Origin of the sequence: Pseudoalteromonas shioyasakiensis (genome assembly GCF_001550135.1) — a bacterium.
GTDB classification, from domain to species: Bacteria; Pseudomonadota; Gammaproteobacteria; order Enterobacterales; family Alteromonadaceae; genus Pseudoalteromonas; species Pseudoalteromonas shioyasakiensis.
Genome location: NZ_LRUE01000002.1, coordinates 97,177 through 116,770, shown reverse-complemented (window position 1 = coordinate 116,770; position 19,594 = coordinate 97,177). Strand labels below are relative to the sequence as shown.

General features: G+C 41.7%; 17 protein-coding genes. 7 read left to right on the top strand and 10 right to left on the bottom strand.

The window, feature by feature from the left end; all coding sequences use genetic code 11:
* The first annotated feature begins 88 nt into the window (after nt 1-88).
* Both smpB and PASHI_RS01130 read left to right on the top strand, forming a co-directional pair.
* Nucleotides 89-568 (top strand): SsrA-binding protein SmpB, encoded by a 480-nt coding sequence (gene smpB, locus PASHI_RS01135; protein ID WP_054551727.1) that lies wholly within the window; start codon nt 89-91, stop codon nt 566-568.
* A 265-nt stretch (nt 569-833) separates the two neighbouring features.
* Nucleotides 834-3,359, top strand: a complete 2,526-nt coding sequence (locus tag PASHI_RS01130) for a TonB-dependent receptor (protein WP_244269367.1) — start codon at nt 834-836, stop codon at nt 3,357-3,359.
* Between the two features lie 68 nt (nt 3,360-3,427).
* Here PASHI_RS01130 and PASHI_RS01125 read toward each other — a convergent pair whose 3' ends face one another.
* Nucleotides 3,428-4,033, bottom strand: a complete 606-nt coding sequence (locus PASHI_RS01125; RefSeq protein WP_054561886.1) for a peroxiredoxin C — start codon at nt 4,031-4,033, stop codon at nt 3,428-3,430.
* A 284-nt stretch (nt 4,034-4,317) separates the two neighbouring features.
* Complete coding sequence (gene fadR / locus PASHI_RS01120; RefSeq protein ID WP_054561887.1) at nt 4,318-5,031, bottom strand: fatty acid metabolism transcriptional regulator FadR; 714 nt, start codon at nt 5,029-5,031, stop codon at nt 4,318-4,320.
* A 233-nt stretch (nt 5,032-5,264) separates the two neighbouring features.
* On the opposite strand from fadR, the gene nhaB reads away from it, so the two are divergent.
* On the top strand, nt 5,265-6,845 hold the full coding sequence (nhaB, locus tag PASHI_RS01115; RefSeq protein ID WP_062564298.1) for a sodium/proton antiporter NhaB: 1,581 nt from the start codon (nt 5,265-5,267) through the stop codon (nt 6,843-6,845).
* 71 nt (nt 6,846-6,916) lie between these two features.
* On the opposite strand, the gene tyrA is transcribed toward nhaB, so the two are convergent.
* The 6 genes from tyrA to ffh all read right to left on the bottom strand — a co-directional run bounded on the left by tyrA (nt 6,917) and on the right by ffh (nt 11,894).
* A complete protein-coding gene (gene tyrA / locus PASHI_RS01110) occupies nt 6,917-8,050 on the bottom strand; it encodes a bifunctional chorismate mutase/prephenate dehydrogenase (RefSeq protein WP_062564297.1) in 1,134 nt (377 codons plus the stop codon).
* Between the two features lie 267 nt (nt 8,051-8,317).
* On the bottom strand, nt 8,318-8,677 hold the full coding sequence (gene rplS / locus PASHI_RS01105) for a 50S ribosomal protein L19 (RefSeq protein WP_054551733.1): 360 nt from the start codon (nt 8,675-8,677) through the stop codon (nt 8,318-8,320).
* 33 nt (nt 8,678-8,710) lie between these two features.
* Nucleotides 8,711-9,478 (bottom strand): tRNA (guanosine(37)-N1)-methyltransferase TrmD, encoded by a 768-nt coding sequence (gene trmD / locus PASHI_RS01100; RefSeq protein ID WP_054551734.1) that lies wholly within the window; start codon nt 9,476-9,478, stop codon nt 8,711-8,713.
* Nucleotides 9,478-10,011, bottom strand: coding sequence for a ribosome maturation factor RimM (rimM, locus tag PASHI_RS01095; protein ID WP_054551735.1), 534 nt, complete (start codon nt 10,009-10,011; stop codon nt 9,478-9,480). Before rimM ends, trmD begins: the two co-directional genes overlap by 1 nt.
* A 17-nt stretch (nt 10,012-10,028) precedes the next feature.
* A complete protein-coding gene (gene rpsP / locus PASHI_RS01090; RefSeq protein WP_054551736.1) occupies nt 10,029-10,277 on the bottom strand; it encodes a 30S ribosomal protein S16 in 249 nt (82 codons plus the stop codon).
* A gap of 240 nt (nt 10,278-10,517) precedes the next feature.
* Entirely contained in the window at nt 10,518-11,894 is a 1,377-nt protein-coding gene (gene ffh, locus PASHI_RS01085; protein WP_054551737.1) for a signal recognition particle protein, read from the bottom strand.
* Nucleotides 11,895-12,137: 243 nt separating this feature from the next.
* Between ffh and PASHI_RS01080 the strand changes: the two genes are divergently transcribed.
* From PASHI_RS01080 to PASHI_RS01070, 3 genes are all read left to right on the top strand, one after another.
* A complete protein-coding gene (locus PASHI_RS01080) occupies nt 12,138-12,941 on the top strand; it encodes a cytochrome C assembly family protein (protein ID WP_062564296.1) in 804 nt (267 codons plus the stop codon).
* 61 nt (nt 12,942-13,002) lie between these two features.
* Nucleotides 13,003-14,271 (top strand): HlyC/CorC family transporter, encoded by a 1,269-nt coding sequence (locus tag PASHI_RS01075; RefSeq protein ID WP_130051057.1) that lies wholly within the window; start codon nt 13,003-13,005, stop codon nt 14,269-14,271.
* A 165-nt stretch (nt 14,272-14,436) separates the two neighbouring features.
* Complete coding sequence (locus tag PASHI_RS01070; protein WP_244269365.1) at nt 14,437-15,189, top strand: mechanosensitive ion channel family protein; 753 nt, start codon at nt 14,437-14,439, stop codon at nt 15,187-15,189.
* Between the two features lie 131 nt (nt 15,190-15,320).
* On the opposite strand, the gene PASHI_RS01065 is transcribed toward PASHI_RS01070, so the two are convergent.
* A complete protein-coding gene (locus PASHI_RS01065; RefSeq protein ID WP_062564295.1) occupies nt 15,321-15,929 on the bottom strand; it encodes a transglycosylase SLT domain-containing protein in 609 nt (202 codons plus the stop codon).
* Between the two features lie 136 nt (nt 15,930-16,065).
* A complete protein-coding gene (gshA, locus tag PASHI_RS01060) occupies nt 16,066-17,640 on the bottom strand; it encodes a glutamate--cysteine ligase (protein ID WP_062564294.1) in 1,575 nt (524 codons plus the stop codon).
* Between the two features lie 392 nt (nt 17,641-18,032).
* Between gshA and PASHI_RS01055 the strand changes: the two genes are divergently transcribed.
* Nucleotides 18,033-19,580, top strand: coding sequence for a methyl-accepting chemotaxis protein (locus PASHI_RS01055; protein ID WP_062564293.1), 1,548 nt, complete (start codon nt 18,033-18,035; stop codon nt 19,578-19,580).
* The last annotated feature ends 14 nt before the right edge of the window (nt 19,581-19,594 follow it).

Below are 19,594 nucleotides of genomic sequence, written 5' to 3'. Positions count from 1 at the left end.
TTCCCCAAATTTTAGTAACACGAAAATATCTGCAAAGCCTTAAAAAAGCGATGTAAAAACGCTGTTTTTACGTATAATATGAGCCACTATGGCTAAGAAAAAATCATCTAAATCGACAAGTAATACCATCGCGCTTAACAAAAAAGCGCGTCATGAGTATTTTTTACACGATAAGTTCGAAGCAGGGGTTGAACTACAGGGCTGGGAAGTAAAAAGTATCCGAGCTGGTAAAGTAAACATCTCTGAGACTTATATTCACATTAAAAACGGCGAAGCATTTTTACTTGGCAGTCAAATTCAGCCTCTCAACAGTGCTTCTACTCACGTAATTTGCGATCCTTTAAGGTATCGTAAGTTACTTTTAAATAAGCGTGAAATCGATCGTCTTATCGGTGCTACAGAACGCGAAGGTTTTTCATTAATCGCGACTGCAATGTACTGGAAAAAATGCTGGGTGAAGTTGGAGTTCCACCTTGCTAAAGGTAAAAAGATGCACGACAAACGTGAAGACGGAAAAAATAAAGATTGGGCGCGTGAAAAAGAACGCCTGATGAAACATAAAGCTTAATTTATGAAATGAGCCTAACCTTTTTGGTAGGCTCGTACCCCTTACCAGTCCTGACTTTCCCTACTTAAGAACCTTACCCCCTTAATAAACCCATACTTTTTTGCTATTTCATTCGCCACCATTTACATGATATCAATCTTTGTCGTGATTAATTCACAACACTTTCACAATTATACAAGGATTGAAATATATGAAGAACACCCATCGCTTTATACAACGACCTCTCTATGCATTTACAGTTGCAGCATTAGCAGGCACAAGTTTTATGTCAGCTGCTGCAGAGTCAGACGGAGCTGAAAAGGTCGAGCGTATTGAAGTTACAGGTTCTCGCATTAAGCGCTCAGATATTGAAGGGCCATCACCGGTTCAATCAATCAGTCGTGCAGACATCGATAACATGGGCTACGACAACCTACAACAACTATTAGAACGTATGCCAGTTGCAGGTAATGGTACTTTCTCTACTCGCGGTAATAACCAAGACTCAACAGCTAATGGTGCTGCAGCAGTCAGCCTTCGTGGTTTAGGCGCAGACGCAACATTGGTACTTATTAATGGCCGTCGTGTATCTATTAGCGCATTTGCTGAAAGCATTACTAATTCGTTTGTTGATATCAACTCAATCCCTGTCTCTGCGATTGAGCGTATCGATATTTTAAAGGATGGCGCATCAGCTATTTATGGTTCTGATGCAGTTGCAGGTGTAGTTAATATTATTTTAAAAAAAGATATTAACGGCCTAGAAGTAAACCTTGGATATGGTGGCACTGACGGTCCTAACTACGAAGAAAAAACAGCAAGCCTAGTTTGGGGTACCAGTACAGAAAAAAGCAGCGCATCAATTATTATTGATTACTTTAACAACACTGCACTTTCTTCTGATGAAATGGGACGTCTAGGTACAGCAAACCAAGAACCATACGGTGGTATGGATTTTCGCTCATCGCGAGGTTTCCCGGGTTACTTTTATGTAGATGGTGAAAAAACAATTGATCCGGCCTGTCCGGCAGAAAATGCAACTGCAAGTGGCAGTTGCTTATTTGACTACGGCCCATTTGGTTATGTAACCCCAGCATCTGAGCGTGTCGGTGCTATCTCACAATTTGAATATAACTTCGACAACGGTATTTCAGCTTTCTTAGAGGTTGCAGTACAACATAATACGTCGCAAGCTGCAGGTGCACCAACGCCTCTTGATGAAGACGCAGGCCTTACAGTGCCAGCAAGCCATCCTAACAACCCATTTGGCCAAGATATCGAAATTGGTCGCTACAGAACGGTAGATGCCGGCCCTCGCCAATGGGATATTGAATCAGATACGCTGCGTTTTGTTGCAGGCCTAAAAGGTGAGTTCAGTGACTGGAGCTGGGAAGCAGCAGTTCAAAAAGGTCGCAGTAAATCAATGCAAACCGGTGACAGAAGCCAAGGTTGGGTGCGCACTGATTTCTTACAACAAGAAATCGATGCAGGTAACTATAATCCATTTGGCGGCACCTATAATGACCAAGCAGTGATTGACCGTATCACGACAAGCTTAGTGCGCCGTGGTGAGTCTCATATGACCTCATTTGATGCAAATATCAGTGGTGAAGCATTTAGCTTTGGCGATGATGTAGTAATGATGGCTGCTGGTATTGAATACCGTGAAGAAGATGTAAGCGATATTCCAGACGACCAATTTCAACGTGGGTTAATCTTTGGTACTGAGTCTGTCTCAGCCGCTGCAGAACGCGATCAATACGCAGCGTATATTGAGTTTTCAATTCCGTTAGCAGATAACCTAGAACTGCAGTTAGCGGGTCGATACGATGACTACAGCGATTTTGGCTCAACAACAAACCCTAAAGTAGCTGTTCGCTGGGCACCTACAGATTCAATCACTGTTCGTGGTTCGTGGGCTCAAGGTTTCCGCGCCCCTTCATTGGCACAAATTGGTTTAGGTCCATCTGAAGAGAGTCAATTCTTTGTAGATACTTACCGCTGTCAGGGAACAGGACAGGATTGTAACGCTCTAGATTACAATATCCAATTTGCGGGTAACCCGAACCTTGAAGCTGAAGAATCAGAGTCATGGAATGTGGGTTTCATTTGGGCACCAACCGCTGAATTTGGTTTTGGAATCGATGTATGGAGCATTACCCAAGATAATAAGATTGACGAGCAAGAGTTCGGCCCTATCTATGATAACAACTGTAATGACCAAAACAGCACTGTGTGTGTGCGTTTAGCGCCACAAAATGGTCAGAGTTTAGGTGTAATCCAAAAAGTTTACAGCACCTTTGAAAACGTCTCATCACAAGAAGTATCAGGTGTCGATGTATCAGCTAACTACACGCATGCGATGAACGATTATGGCTTCTTAAAATTCAATTTAGAATGGGCTTACCAAAACGAATTTAAGAAAGATGGCCGCGATTACACTGGCGAGTACCGTTACCCTGAAAACCGTTGGATTTTCTCAACAAACTGGGAAATGGGTGACTTCAATACTAATGTAAACGTTAGTTACACTGGCGAGTTTGAAGATACGCCAGATATCGACTTTGACGGTAATCTAGACTTTGATAGCAACACATCACGTATGGTTGATTCACAAACGCTAGTTGATTTACAAACTGCGTATAACTTCTCAGAGAAAATCAAACTTTCTGTGGGTGTGAATAACGTGTTTGATGAAGATCCTCCGTTTGCAATCGGTGATGGTGATGGCGACTTATATGGCTATGTATCAAGCGTACATAACCCACGTGGTCGTTATTTCTATACTAAGCTAACAATGCGCTTTAACTAATATCGTTGAGCTTAAAAACAAAAACCCGCCAATTGGCGGGTTTTTTAATTCTTTAACTAAGGCCTAGATTATAGGTCGCCTTCGTTTTCAGAAAGGAATTTAGCAACACCTGCAGGGCTTGCGTCCATACCTTTTTTACCTTCAGTCCAACCAGCTGGACATACTTCACCGTGCTCGCTGTGGAACGCTAGCGCGTCAACCATGCGGATCATTTCGTCGATGTTACGGCCTAGTGGAAGGTCGTTAACTACTTGGTGACGTACGTTACCTTCTTCGTCGATTAGGAAAGAACCACGGAAAGCAACACCTGCTTCTGGATGCTCAACGTCGTATGCTTGACAGATTTCGTGTTTAACGTCTGCAACTAGTGCATATTTAACTTGACCAATACCACCGTCAGCAACGGCAGTGTTACGCCATGCATTGTGTGAGAATTGTGAATCGATAGAAACACCGATTACTTCAACGCCACGCTTTTGGAATTCTTCAAAACGCTTGTCGAAAGCGATTAGCTCTGAAGGACAAACGAAAGTGAAGTCTAACGGGTAAAAGAAGATAACTGCTTTTTTACCTTTGATAGTTTCTTTTAGGTTGAAGTTTTCAACGATTTCACCGTTACCAAGAACAGCTGCTGCAGTAAAGTCTGGTGCCTGACGGCCAACTAATACACCCATTTTTATCTCCAAATATTTGAGTTTATTTCCAATTGCCTATGCAATACTCACTTAGATATGGTTACTAAAAATCAAAAACCAAGAGTAAGTATTGATAATTTGCAAGATAGTTTAATGAGGTTACAGACAAATGAACAATCGAAAAAAGCGATATGCTTAATCGGAAAAATTGATTCTCAATAAACGGGGTTTGAGATAACTCTATAATAGTGTGCAAATTGACCGACAGAACACAAAAAACCCAGCTTTTAGCTGGGTTCTTAAATGAATATCAATACAGAGGCTTAGTCCATGATATCTTCTGGCATATCACCACGGATTTGCTGCCAGATTTCACCGGTTTGATGACCGTATTTACGCATCATAGAAATCGCACCGTCATGCTCACGACGCTCAGCAAGCTCTGTTAGGTCTTTATAAAACTGACGCGCTAATTCACGTGTACGTGAATCAGAGAAGTAATGGCAGCCAATTTTTGAGTAGAAACCTTTAAAACCATTTAAGATAAGCACGTAAATGCGATTATTACCTGCTACTGCTAATTCATGGTGAACTTTATAATCGTAATCAGCAAATGCTTGGGCACTGTCTTCAAGTTCTTCACTTTGCGATAAGATTTCAATTACACGCTCTGGGGCAAGCTTAATAGCTGCACGAGTATAAATTGCGCTGATATTAGTGCGGGCCGAAAGTAATTGATCTGTAAGCTCTGGCATTTTGTCTTCATCAAGACGTGCTAGCGTCTCTAGAATGTTAAGACCCGAGGTTTCCCAGAAGTTATTTACACGGGTAGGTTTACCGTGTTGAATAGTTAGCCAGCCATCACGGGCTAGACGCTGAAGTACTTCACGTAAAGTTGTACGTGTTACACCAATCAGCTCTGACAATTCACGTTCAGCAGGAAGAATTGAGCCAGGCGGAAAGTCACCATTCCAAATAGATTCAACAATGTATTCTTCAGCAAAACCTGCTGGGCTTTTCGCTTTAAAAATTCTCATCCAATTTCCACTTGAGTTAGCAACTACTTTTACCGCATTTGGTGTTCAACTCACTGATTGTACCAGATGATCAGCAACTAACAAGTAAACTAACTCCGCAGTGCATAAAAATCTACAAGATCTAGTTAAATAAATGACCTTTTGGATTAAAAGTACGCCAAATAACAATACTTTCGATATACTGAATTTCTAATTATTAACAATAACAACCAGCACTATTAAAAGGTACGGCCATGCAGCAGCGCGTTTTACCAGCAATATTTAAAAATTTTTTGGGGACTTCGCCACAGTGGTATAAATACACCATTATTGCGTTTTTACTAATCAACCCGGTGTTATTTCAACTTAACCCTTATCTGGCAGGATGGGTATTAGTGCTAGAGTTTATTTTTACACTCGCCATGGCACTTAAATGTTACCCGCTACAACCGGGAGGCTTATTAGCAATTGAGGCCTTATTTATCGGCATGACAACCGCCGGCCAAGTTGAACATGAAATAGTGCAAAATATCGATGTGATCCTGTTACTTATCTTTATGGTTGCCGGCATCTATTTTATGAAAGACTTGCTTTTGTATATCTTCACAAAGCTGGTTGTTTCGGTTCGAAGTAAAACCGTATTGTCGCTGTCGTTCACGATTGCTGCGGCTTTTTTATCTGCTTTCTTAGATGCGTTAACGGTGATGGCCGTTGTTATTGCCGTTGCGATGGGCTTTTACAGTATTTACCACAAGGTGGCATCAGGAAAAGACTCTAGCAGCGAGCATGATATTAATGACGATAACCAAGTTCGCCCTGTGAATCGTCAAGAGCTTGAAGAGTTTCGTGCTTTTCTCCGTAACTTATTAATGCATGCATCAATTGGTACTGCTTTAGGCGGTGTTTGTACCATGGTAGGCGAGCCACAGAACTTGATCATTGCAGAGCGTGCTGGCTGGTTATTTGGCGAATTTTTCTTCCGAATGCTGCCTATTACTTTACCTGTTATGATTGCCGGTATTGCCACTACTTTCTTACTCGAAAAAACTAAAGCCTTTGGTTACGGCGCAAAACTCCCTGCCCCCATCCACACGATTTTATCGGATCATGCTAAAAATCTTGAGAAAAAACGCACCACACGCGACAAAGTGAACCTAGCGATTCAAGCTTTCATTGCTGTTTGGTTGATCATAGGTTTAGCCCTTCACTTAGCCACTGTTGGTTTAATTGGTTTGTCTGTCATTATTTTTGCCACAGCCAGTGCTGGTATTATTGAAGAACACCAGTTAGGTAAAGCATTTGAAGAAGCCCTACCATTCACAGCATTACTTTGCGTATTCTTCTCTATTGTTGCAGTTATTATCGACCAGCATTTATTTACTCCTGTGATCGCATGGGTGCTTACCTTTGAAGGTCAGCTGCAACTGGTGATGTTCTTTATTGCCAACGGTATTCTTTCGATGGTCAGCGATAACGTGTTCGTGGGTACTGTGTATATCAATGAAGTGGCTGCTGCGTTACAGGCAGGTCAAATTACCCGTGATCAATTTGACCTATTAGCTGTGGCAATTAACACAGGTACTAATTTACCAAGTGTTGCAACGCCTAATGGACAAGCTGCCTTCTTGTTCTTGCTTACATCAACATTAGCCCCTGTGTTAAGACTATCTTATGGACGCATGGTATACATGGCGCTACCTTATACCATAGTGTTGACGATTGTTGGCTTGAGCATGACTTTATTCAGCCTTTCAGATATGACTGACTTACTGTATCAATGGGGCTTAATCAATCACCACAGCGGTGCGTTACCTGGCTCATTAGGTGGTCATTAAAACGATTATTTAAAACTAAAAAGCCCGCTTGATGCGGGCTTTTTGATATTTTTTTGTTAGATAAGAGCTGTTTAATCAAGCACTTTCGCGTCGTTTGCTTTATTGAGTAAGCTGCGGCTTTGCGTTAAGAAGTGCGCTGTCGCATCTGAGAAGTATTCTTTTGCATCAGCAAATGCGGCAATCAATGATGCTTTATCCCCTGCTTTTAACTTTTCTAGCGTGTCTGCAAAAGTATCTTGGTAGTTGGCAAGCAGTGCTTCGACATCGTCGAATTGCGCAAGCATGATATCAGAGTAAAGCTCTGGCGATTGGGCAAATAAGCGCCCTACCATCATTAACTCTAATTGATAAATGGGTGATGAGCAGCTGCGAAGCTCTGCAAGTGTATGGCTTTGCTTGGCAAGAAACTGGCCATATACAAAAGTTGTTAAGTGGCGCATAACCTGAATGATCTGCATTGCTTCATCGTGTTTTTTAGCATCCATTTCAACTACTTGGCAGCCCCAAACTTGTAGTTGTGCCATTAACCCTTTAGCCACTTCATGATCTCGCCCTTCACACACCACAACCGTTTGTTTTACCCAATGTGAAATATCTGGGCCAAACATAGGGTGTAAGCCAACTACAGGGCCGCTATGAGCCGCCATAAGTGCTTTTAGAGGCTTTTGCTTAACAGAGGTAATATCAACCAGCAAACAGTCATCATCAAGTGTTGGCAATGCTGCGACGACTTGCTCAAGCGCATTAATTGGCACACTGACTAGAACCAATTTTGCCCCTTTTAATATCGTTTCACTTTGTGCTTGCTGTGCTTTATCTAAAATACGAACTTCATAACCTGAACGAGTAAATTGTTGTGCAAATAGCTGACCCATGGCACCTTCACCACCAACAATAACAATGGGTGATAACTGAGGCGCAACACAAGCAAGGCTACCTTGCTGATTCTGATAGGCTTCACGCATCATACGACGCAGGATGTCCTCAACTAATTCAGGGTTAACCCCTTGTGCGACAGCTTCTTGACGACGTGCCGCGAGTAAATCAGCCTCGCGATCTGGGGCATGTAATGGTGCACCGATTTGTTGCTTAATTGCGCCTATTTTTTCTGTAATCCCATTACGCTTTGCCAGTAATGCCACCAATTGCGCATCACATTCATCTATTCCTGCTCTTAAATCAGCTAGATCATTCACTGTTACCACGTTACTACACCTCAAACCCTATAAACGTAAATATTTATATACAAAAAAGTAAAGCTTTTAATACAAAATTATAGTAACAGGATAATAGCCAAAGCACAAAGCCCTAGCGCTCTTGTAGCTTAGCTCATAAAGGGATAACAGATAAGTTAGAAGGGAGTACTTGGGTATTATACAGGGAGGTAAAATTATTTTAGTGGTATAAAAACCAAAACGGGTTGCAACCTAAGGCTGCAACCCGTTTTATTTTGCGTTGTAAAACAGCGCGTATTAGTTAAGTTTTTCTCTAATACGTGCAGATTTACCAGAACGCTCACGTAGATAGTAAAGTTTCGCACGGCGAACTGCACCGCGACGTTTAACTGAGATACTATCGATAAGAGGGCTGTGCGTTTGGAATACACGCTCAACACCTTCACCGCTCGAGATTTTACGAACTGTGAATGCTGAGTGAAGACCACGATTACGCTTAGCGATTACAACACCTTCAAAGGCCTGTAGACGCTCTTTGTTACCTTCTTTTACACGTACCTGTACAACTACTGTATCACCAGCGCCGAATGCTGGTACGTCTGTTTTAAGCTGCTCTTCTTCAAGCGCTTTAATAATATTTTGGTTTACTTTTGCCATTATATTTCTCACTTTCCTAGGTGTAACTGTCTTCTAGCCACAAGCTTGTTGGTACTCTTGCTGAAATTCAGCAAGGAGTGCCGCTTGCTCCTCAGTCAGAGCTAGGTTATGCAACAAGTCAGGACGACGAAGCCAAGTTCTACCAAGTGATTGCTTTGTGCGCCACTTAGCGATTTCTTGGTGGTTTCCGCTGAGTAATACAGCAGGCACCTGTTTATCATCCAATGTCTCTGGCCGTGTATAGTGAGGACAATCAAGCAAGCCATTCGAAAATGAATCCTGCTCAGCTGACTGGTTATGACCTAACACCCCTGGTACTAATCGTGCTACTGCATCAATTAGCGTCATCGCGGGTAGCTCACCACCACTTAAAATAAAATCACCAATTGACCATTCTTCGTCAACGTATGATTCTATAATTCGCTCATCTATACCTTCATAGCGACCTGCAATTAAAATCAGCTTTTCTGATTGTGCAAGCTCGCTTGCACCTTGCTGATCTAATTTGCGCCCTTGCGGTGACATATAAATTACTTTTGCACCATCACCTGCCGCTTTTTTAGCGTCAAGGATAGCTTGTTTCAATGGTTCAACCATCATTAACATGCCAGGACCGCCCCCGTAAGGACGATCATCCACCGTTCTATGCTTATCAGTAGCATAGTCACGTGGGTTCCAACAGTTAAAGTCGATTAGACCATTTTTAACTGCGCGACCTGTTACCCCTTGGGTGGTAATCGCATCAAACATGTCCGGGAAAAGGCTTATCACCCCTACCCATAGCGAACTCGTTTGTGACATTAAAACCCTGGGTCCCAGTCTACGGTAATTTCTCTTGCATCATGTTTAACTTCTTTAATAACAGAATCTGTTAAGAAAGGAATTAAACGCTCTGCTTGGCCAAATGCATCTTTTTTGTTTGCTTTCACAACCAAAACGTCATTTGACCCTGTCTCCATTAGGTCATCAACAGTGCCTAAGTTATAACCTTTATCAGTTATAACAGACATGCCGATCAGATCTCGCCAATAGAATTCACCTTGCGGTAATTCTGGTAGCTGCGCTGCATCTACTGAGATTTCTGCATTGGTTAAAGCCATTGCTTCGTCTCGGTCGTTTACTTGCGCAACTTTAGCGATAAAGCCTTTGTTGTGGCGACGCCAGTCGACCACTTCTAAGGTCTGCCATTTACCTTGTTGCCCTATCAACCATGGGCTGAAATCGAAGATCCCTTCGGGATCATCAGTAAATGAATGCACCTTAAGCCAGCCCTTTATACCATACGGGGCACCGAGCTTTCCTACTGTAATATACGAGGTGTTCTCTTGACTCATGGTTACTCTTACGCCTATTAAGCCGCTTTACGAGCGTCTTTAACTAACTTAGCTACGCGATCTGAAAGAGATGCGCCTTGACCTACCCAGTGATCAACACGAGATAAATCTAAACGTACTTTTTCTTCCTGACCAGAAGCGATTGGGTTAAAGAAACCTACTTTCTCGATGAAGCGACCGTCACGCGAGAAACGGCTATCCGCAACCACAATTTGATAGAAAGGGCGTTTTTTAGCGCCACCACGTTGCAAACGAATAGTTACCATACCGTCCTCTACATTAGATTGACTGTTTTCATTAATAAGATTTACTCCCCAATACGGGAAGCTGGGGAATTGTACGAGTTTTTTGCAACATTGCAAGTAAGAACTGCTGCAAAATGTAAGTTTAGTTGATTAAACACTGATCTGGGCTTTAAATCTTACATGCAGCTAACAACTACGCATAAATTATCTACAAAAAAAGGAGCTGTATGCTCCTTTTTATACACTTAATAAACAGCACTATTAAAATTTAGGGCCGCCACCCATCATACCTGGTGGTAACATGCCTTTCATGCCGCGCATCATTTTCTTCATGCCACCTTTGCCTTTCATCTTCTTCATCATCTTCTGCATTTGCGTAAATTGCTTAAGCAGTTTATTGATTTCTTGCACCTGAGTGCCAGAACCTGCTGCAATACGTTTTTTACGCGAGCCTTTGATGATTTCTGGGCGAGCACGCTCTTTTGGCGTCATAGAGTTGATGATAGCTTCCATTTGTACGAAAGTTTTATCACCCATCTGGCCTTTTACAGCGTCTGGTAGGTTTTGCATGCCTGGCAGCTTATCAAGCATCGACATCATACCGCCCATGTTCTTCATCTGACGAAGTTGCTCAGCAAAGTCATCTAATGTGAAGCCATCACCTTTAAATACTTTTTCGGCAACTTTAGCAGCTTTCTCTTTATCTACTTTCATTTCGACTTCTTCGATTAATGAAAGTACATCACCCATACCTAGGATACGAGAAGCAATACGGTCAGGGTGGAATGGTTCAAGGGCATCAGTGCGCTCACCCACACCCATAAACTTAATTGGCTTACCGGTAATATGACGAATCGATAATGCAGCACCACCACGGGCATCACCATCGGTCTTAGTTAAGATCACACCACTTAGAGGAAGCGCCTCATCAAATGCTTTTGCAGTGTTTGCCGCATCTTGACCTGTCATCGCATCAACAACGAATAAGGTTTCGATTGGGTTAATCGCACTGTGAAGTGCTTTGATCTCGTCCATCATGTCGTTATCGACGTGTAAACGACCTGCGGTATCAACTAATACCACATCAATGAATTTCTTCTTCGCGTGCGAAATCGCATTGTTTGCGATATCAACCGGCTTTTGTGAAATGTCACTTGGGAAGAACTCAACACCCACTTCATCAGCCAGTGTTTCAAGCTGTTTGATTGCTGCCGGACGGTAAACGTCGGCACTCACAACTAATACAGATTTCTTTTTACGCTCTTTTAAGAATTTAGCTAGTTTACCAACACTGGTCGTTTTACCAGCACCTTGTAAACCCGCCATCATTACGACCGCTGGCGGCTGTGCATTAAGGCTTAGCTCTTCGTTAGCTTCACCCATGGCTTTTTCAAGTTCTTCACGAACAATCTTAATGAAGACTTGGCCTGGGCTTAAGCTTTTTGTTACTTCAACACCTACAGCGCGTTCTTTAACTTGCTTAACGAACTCACGAACAACAGGTAATGCAACGTCCGCTTCCAAAAATGCCATGCGGACTTCGCGTAATGTATCTTTTATATTGTCTTCAGTTAGGCGTCCGCGGCCACTGATATTTTTTAAGGTTTTACCTAAGCGTTCTTGGAGATTCTCAAACATGTAAAGGTTCCGATAAAACGTGTTGCACCTGCAATGTACATAAATCAAACAAGTTTGGCGACAATACAGGCAATATTAAAATTTAATTCCTAGCAGTATACCGTAAATGGTGGTCGACAATACAGTGTTCAAGTGTGCAGTTTGAGTTTCTTTTTACAAACTCTATGCTTTTGCCTTGCTATAAAATACAATGGCATCAAAGAGACAAGGATTTATCGATATAAATTAAGTGGCCAAAACACGATGATTATTAGTTTAACTATTATTGCTAGTTTGTTTTATGTGTTAGCAACGTCACATGTGCTATCACGCCTTTTCCACAAACAAGGTCCAAGCCAAAAACTCACAGTCATTCTTAGCACTGTGGCTATCCTTGCTCATATGCTATTACTGGTTAATTCAGTTTTTCGTGCTGACGGCCAAGATTTAAGTATCGTCAACGTTGCCTTATTAACCTGTTGGGTCATTGTGGTGTCGGTAACTGCTGTGTCTCTCAAATTCCCCGCAACTTTATTGCTGCCAGTTGTTTATGGTTTTGCAGCCTTACTGACCCTTGCCAGCTTGTTTATACCGCATCATGTGATTTTACAATCAATCGATGTTGAACTTGGTTTAGTTACTCACATATCCTTATCACTGCTAGCCTATTGTGTTTTGATAATCTCAACACTCTATGCTGTACAGTTCTACTTTATTGATAAACGCCTAAAACGCAAAGACTTGGCAATTGTTCATAGCCACCTCCCTCCTTTAATGGTGGTTGAGCGTCAGCTTTATCAATTACTCACGCTGGGTACTGTCTTACTGACCTTTGCTCTCCTTTCTGGATTCATCTTCTTAGAGGGAATGTTTGCCAGTGAGTTTATCCACAAAACGGTTTTATCGTTAATTGCTTGGCTAATTTTCACTGTGGTCACTGTAGGTCACTTACGCCAAGGCTGGCGTGGTAAGCCTGTGGTATTTTCGATCATGATAGCCGCTTTTATCTTGTCACTTGCTTATTTTGGCAGCCGTTTCATCCAAGAAGTGGTTCTAAATAAGTTTTAACTTGACTCAGCAAGCTGTCTCTAGCTTAATATGCACTGATTTATAAAAAAAGGATCCATCCTTGGACGACATATCGACTAGTACCCTGTTTATTATATTGGGATTATTGATACTTATTTCTGCTTATTTTTCTGGTTCTGAAACTGGAATTATGTCAATCAACCGTATTCGCCTGCGTCATCTTGCTAAAGAAGATCATCGTGCAGCGAAGCGCGTCAGCAAACTATTAAGTCGCCCTGACAGACTCATTGGTCTGATCTTAATTGGTAATAACCTTGTAAATATCGCTGCAGCACAGGTTGCAACGATTATTGGTATTCGTTTGTATGGTGATCTCGGTATCGCTATTGCAACCGGCGCGCTAACGCTGGTTGTTTTAATCTTTGCCGAAGTAACGCCAAAAACACTTGCTGCGCTCTACCCAGAGAAGGTTGCTTTTCCAAGCTCAATTGTGCTCAAAGGCCTATTGAAAATCCTTTTCCCGTTTGTGGTTATTGTAAACTGGATGACCAACGGCATGTTACGCTTGTTTGGTATTACTACAGCACAAATTGAAGAGCACAGCTTAAGTAAAGAAGAACTAAAAACTGTGGTGAACGAATCAGGTGCACTGTTACCTGCTCGCCACCAAAGCATGCTGACTTCAATTTTAGATTTAGAGCAAGTCACTGTTGAAGATATCATGATCCCACGCAACGAAATTGTTGCTATTGATATCAATGACGATTGGAAGCTTATCAGTCGCCAACTTACTCATGCACAGCACACCCGCGTACTGTTGTATCGTGACCAAATTGATGATGCTGTTGGCTTTATTCACTCACGTGATGCACTGCGCCTATTAACTAAAGAGCAGTTTGATAAACCATCACTACTGCGTGCGGTACGTGAAATTTACTTTATTCCTGAAGGCACATCACTGAACACGCAACTACTTAAGTTTCAGCAATCAAAAGAGCGTATTGGCTTAGTTGTTGATGAATATGGTGATATTCAAGGTCTAGTAACCCTTGAAGATATTCTTGAAGAAGTAGTGGGTGATTTCACTACAACGCAAACGCGTACACCTAGTGAAGAAGTAACAGAGCAAGATGATGGCTCAGTACTTGTTGATGGCGGTGCCAATATTCGTGATTTAAATAAAGAAATGGGTTGGGAGCTACCGATTGATGGCCCGAAAACGCTAAGTGGTTTAATTGTTGAATACTTAGAGGACATCCCAGACTCAAACCTAAGTTTGCGTATAGCCGGCTACCCTATTGAAGTTATCGAGATAAAAGAAAACATGGTTAAGTTAGTTAAAGTTATTCCAAGTAAACGTACAGAATAATTTTCTACACCACCTAAACAAAAGGAGTAGCTTGCTACTCCTTTTTTGTTACTTACAGCTGAATTACCTCTGAAGATTCACATTTTATTAGCTATCCCGCACAACCAAACACGAATTCCTCTACTATTATTTCCTTTTGCATATATTGATATAAAAGGGAAAATAATGGACGAAATATCAATCGAAAAAATCTATAACCAAGCTATCGAATTGCTGATGCTTTACGGGCCAAAGTTTATCCTCGCAATACTGGTCTTGATCATAGGTTGGTGGTTAATTGGTAGAATTGCCAATATGGCCGAAAAATCAATGAATAAGGTCAAGTTCGAAGTTGGCCTTACGCACTTTTTAGTCTCCTTTATCTCAGTCATTTTAAAAGTACTGTTGCTGATATCTGTTGCTTCTATGATTGGTATAGAAACTACGTCGTTTATCGCAATGCTGGGTGCTGCTGGCCTTGCGGTCGGCATGGCACTTCAAGGTAGCCTTGCTAACTTTGCAGGTGGCGTGCTTATTCTGTTCTTTAAGCCTTTTAAAGTTGGCGATGTAATCGAAGCGCAAGGCTACATGGGTACAGTTGTTGAGATACAAATTTTTGTCACTGTTTTACTCACCTACGACAATGAAAAAATCATTATCCCAAATGGCACGCTCTCAAATGGCTGCGTTAAGAATAAGTTTTCAGAGCCAACACACCGCGTAGCTATCGAATTTGGCATTAGTTATGGCGATAATGTTCATAAAGCCCGTGATGTGCTTATGAGCGTGCTTAATGACTATGATTTGATACTAAAAGATATAGAAGATAAAAAACCATCGGTTCATGTTAGCCAGCACGGTGAAAGCCATATTGGCATGTTGGTATGGGCGTGGGTTGAGTCTGATAACTACTGGCCAGTGTATTTTGGCTTATACTAACGCGTTAAAATTGCCTTTGACGCTGCTGATATCACGATTCCATTCCCGCAAAGGGATGTCCATATTCACCAGTTTCCTGGTAAATAACTAACAAAAAGCCCGCTAATTGATGCGGGCTTTCTATTTATGCATTAACTAAATAAGCGTTCAAACCAGTTTTTGTCTAAATCGGCTTCACACTTTTTAAGTTGTGCGCCATAGCGGCTAGCTCGATGTTTAACTTTATTAGCAACGCTCATTAGCCATTTTTTACTTTTATAAGTGCCTCGCTTATAGCCGCCCCACCCTTCGTGGTAATTTAGGTACTGCGCGTAGGCGTCCCATTTCGATATACCATTTACTTTATGGGTTTTGTAAACGAACCAGGCCATAAAGTCGATAGCATCATCAAAATCATCTCTGTCTGCACCGCTGTTACCTGTTTCACGAATGTAATCTGACCATGTTGGGGTTTTTGCTTGAGAGTAGCCATATGCAGAGCTAGCACGTCCGATTGGAATTACCCATAAGAAGTATTCCATTGGTGGCGCTGCATCATGGCGGAATGAGCTTTCTTGATACATCATGCTCATTAGCACATGTTTTGGCGAACCCCATTTTTCTTGTGCATCACGAGCATCGTGATACCAGTCAGGTTTTTCTTCAAAAATCTTACATATATCATGAGGTTGCTCAGGGGGAGCCGTCGCACAACCAGCCAAAGATGCGGCCAGCGATAAAATAATTATACTTTTTTTCATTTTTTTATGGATCTCGCTGAACTTTTTCTCATCAGGTCAGTCTGAACTTATGAATGCAGCAGTATAGCATTGTTTCATCCCTGAAGAATCTTTGACGCAGCCTCCCTAGGCTGCGTTTTTTTATGCCTTCACAATACTAAGCTTTAGCAAAATAGTCATCTAAAAATGCAGTGAAAGATACACTGTCTGCTGCTTTAACTTCACGCTCTCTAAGTACAGAGTCAGTCGCTTGCTTTGCCAAAAATGCTTGATCATAAAATTGGTAATCAGCATCAAGGTGGCTTTGCTTGTAATGCTGTGCAAGTGCTAAAGCGAAATGACCATTATCTTGGTTCTCTTTTGCCAGCGCACTAACATATTTGCCAGAGAAAGTTTTACTTGGATTGTTCACCCAAGTTGCAAGCTCAGCTATGGTTTCGCTGTAATAACTCACGCCATATGCATTATCCATGTAACGGGCAACCTCAGATAGCTGAGTAAAAATTGTCTCGGCCCAATCAGTTAGACGCACCATCTCCCCCTGCTTGTTGAGCATTAGCTCTGGGTCTCGACCTTCATTGACAACCGCATCAAGGTTAGTTGTGCTTAATTTTTGCTCTTGCCAATCCATTTCTGGCGAGTCATTTAATAAGCAATAAGTTAAGAATACGTCTAAGAAACGAATTTGCTGTAAATCGATACCCGTTTCGCTAAACGGGTTAACATCAAGCGCACGTACCTCGATGTATTCTATACCGCCGCGAAGTAATGCATCGGTTGGTGTTTCGCCCAATGCTGCATTGCGCTTAGGACGAATTGGCGAGTAAAACTCGTTTTCGATTTGCAGAATATTTTTATTTAACTGCTTTGGCTCAGCACTCGTGTAGTCATCTATATGACCATAAATATCTGATGGTGTATGAATCGCCTCTTTTAAGCCTGCTACATATTCTTCGAGTGAGTTATACATAACACGTAAAGACGATTGTGCACTGTTAGTGTAACCAAGGTTACCCAAACGCAGTGCTGTGCCCACTTCTAAATAAAGAGTACCTTTACCTAGCTTTTTGAATGGTAAATCAGTTTCGCGCCCTTGTAAGAATGAACTACATAATGCTGGTGATGCACCAAATAAAAAGCTGATCAACCAAAGCTCACGCTTAAAGTTACGAATAAGCCCTAAATAGCCATTCGAAATAGACTCAGCTAATGTACCTTGGTTGCCGTTTAAGCTATACAGGCTTTGCCATAAGCTCTCTGGGAAAGAGATATTGAAATGCACACCGGCAATGGCCTGCATCATGCTACCATAACGGTTCTTTAAGCCTTCACGATAAAGTGTTTTCATGCGGCCAATGTTTGAGTCACCAAACTGTGCGAGTACAATGTCATCTTGATGTTCAATAAAGCATGGCATACTGATCGGCCATAACAGCTCATCGTCCATCTGCGATAAGGTGAACTTTTGCAAGTCTTTTAGCTGCGCGAGTGTTTGCTCTGCAGATGTACTAACCGGCGTGATAAATTCTAATAATGATTCTGAAAAATCAGTGGTGACATGATCATTCGTTAAAGCGCTACCAACGCCTTGTGGATGACCTTGCTGTGAGATAACACCACTTGGTTTTATCCTTAATGCTTCTCGCTCGATACCACGTTGAATCCCATTAATTGCGTTAGGAAATTGTGCCGTTAACGCTTCTAGCGTTTTATTTAAATCATGTTTTATCAAAAATGCTTCCTCGAGCCGCGTGGCTGTAATCCTAAGTGTATGGGGGCAAAAAACAATTACTCAAGTCAGAAATATCAGTTTCATTATTTACCCATACACTTGAAGCTCAATCTTGCCATTGTGAGTCACAATATACAATTGCTTTGGTGGCACTTCATTGTTGCTAAAACGGTTAAAAATACAATTTAGGCTTTTTCCTTGAGGATATTAGACCTTTTAACTAATATAAAAGAATGAGGCTAAACATAATAATTCAGGCAAGATATTGTTTTAGATCAAAGGGAAGATGAAATTATTAAAAGTTTCACAGTTAACACTATGTCCCCCCTTCCCTTACATTTTTCTGAGACTATAATCCGCACACCATAAAAAAGTATATTTCGAGGACTCATATGCGTCGTGGGCAAGAAATCGTCAATCAAGAAGTGACATACTCAGATAATCAAGAGCTTGTCTCTACCACAGATTTACGCGGTGTAATCACATACGTAAATAAGGAATTTTGTACTATAGCAGGTTACACCGAAGAAGAGCTTCTCGGAAAAAATCATAATATTGTACGCCACCCAGATATGCCTAAAGCGGCATTTAAAGAGATGTGGGAAAAACTTAAAGAGGGACACTCTTGGCGTGGCATGGTAAAAAACCTCTGTAAAGATGGTCGCTACTATTGGGTCGATGCGTTCGTTACGCCTATTTATGAGCATGGCCAGCTAGTGGGCTATCAATCAGTGCGTACCAAACCATCTGAGCAATTAAAAACCCGTGCGATGGCTCTGTACACTAAAATTAATGATGGAAAATCTATCGCATCATTTCGTGAGAATATTTCACTCAGACAAATAGTGTCTGCGATTTTATTGGTTGCAGGTATTGCTGGGTTAGCAATGACCACCTCATGGATGGTTGCTTTAACCGCATGTGCCCTTGTAGTACTACTTTTTGCTTTAAATTATGACGAGCTCGTTGTTACGCCAAGCCATTTAAAGCAGCAACGTGCAGAGTTTGATTCAGTATCACGTTATGTGTATTCAGGCTCACACCCATTTAGTATTGCTGCCTATAATCAGCAAATGCTGTTCGCTAAGCTTAGAACTGTGTTAGGCCGTGTTAAAGACTCTACTTACTCCTTCAAAGACATTGCTACCAACTTAGATAAACAATCGTCACTCACCGAGCAAGGTATTGCTGCACAAGGCCAACGTTTAAGTGATATTGCTACAGCAATGACACAAATGAGTGCCACTATTGGCGAGATTTCAGCTAATACCCATCACACTGCTGATAAGGTTAAAACCACTTACCAAAGCTGTAACGATATCAAACTGCATATTGAAGATAATAGCAGCATGGTGACTGATCTAGCTAACCAAGTAGAGCAAGCAGCCACTACCGCTAACTCTCTTGCTAGTGAAGCTGACAAAATAGGCCAAGTAATGAGTGAGATTGAAGGCATTGCTGAACAAACAAACTTATTAGCGCTGAATGCAGCAATTGAAGCAGCACGTGCCGGTGAGCATGGCCGAGGTTTTGCGGTTGTAGCAGATGAAGTACGCGCACTTTCTTCACGTACTCAAAATGCAACAGCACAAATTCATAGCTCAATTAAAGAGATCCAAGATACGTTATTTAGCTGGTCTAAAGTGATGCAATCAACTAAAGCGCAAGCAGATAGTTGTGTTGATACTACCGCCCATACACAAACTGAGCTTGCGAGCATCTTCGCACAAATTGATGAAATATCAGGCCTTGCGACTGAAATTTCGACGGCTGCTGAGGAGCAACAAGTTGTCAGCACCGATATACGCGAAAATGTAGAAAGCATTAAAGGTCACAGCGAAGAGAACTTAAAGCTTAGCTATAACGTGGCTAAAGATGCAGCGGGGCTTGTTGAAGGCTCACGAAAAGTTAACGATATGCTGTTAACCTTTAAAGTTTAAACTTAACTGATACA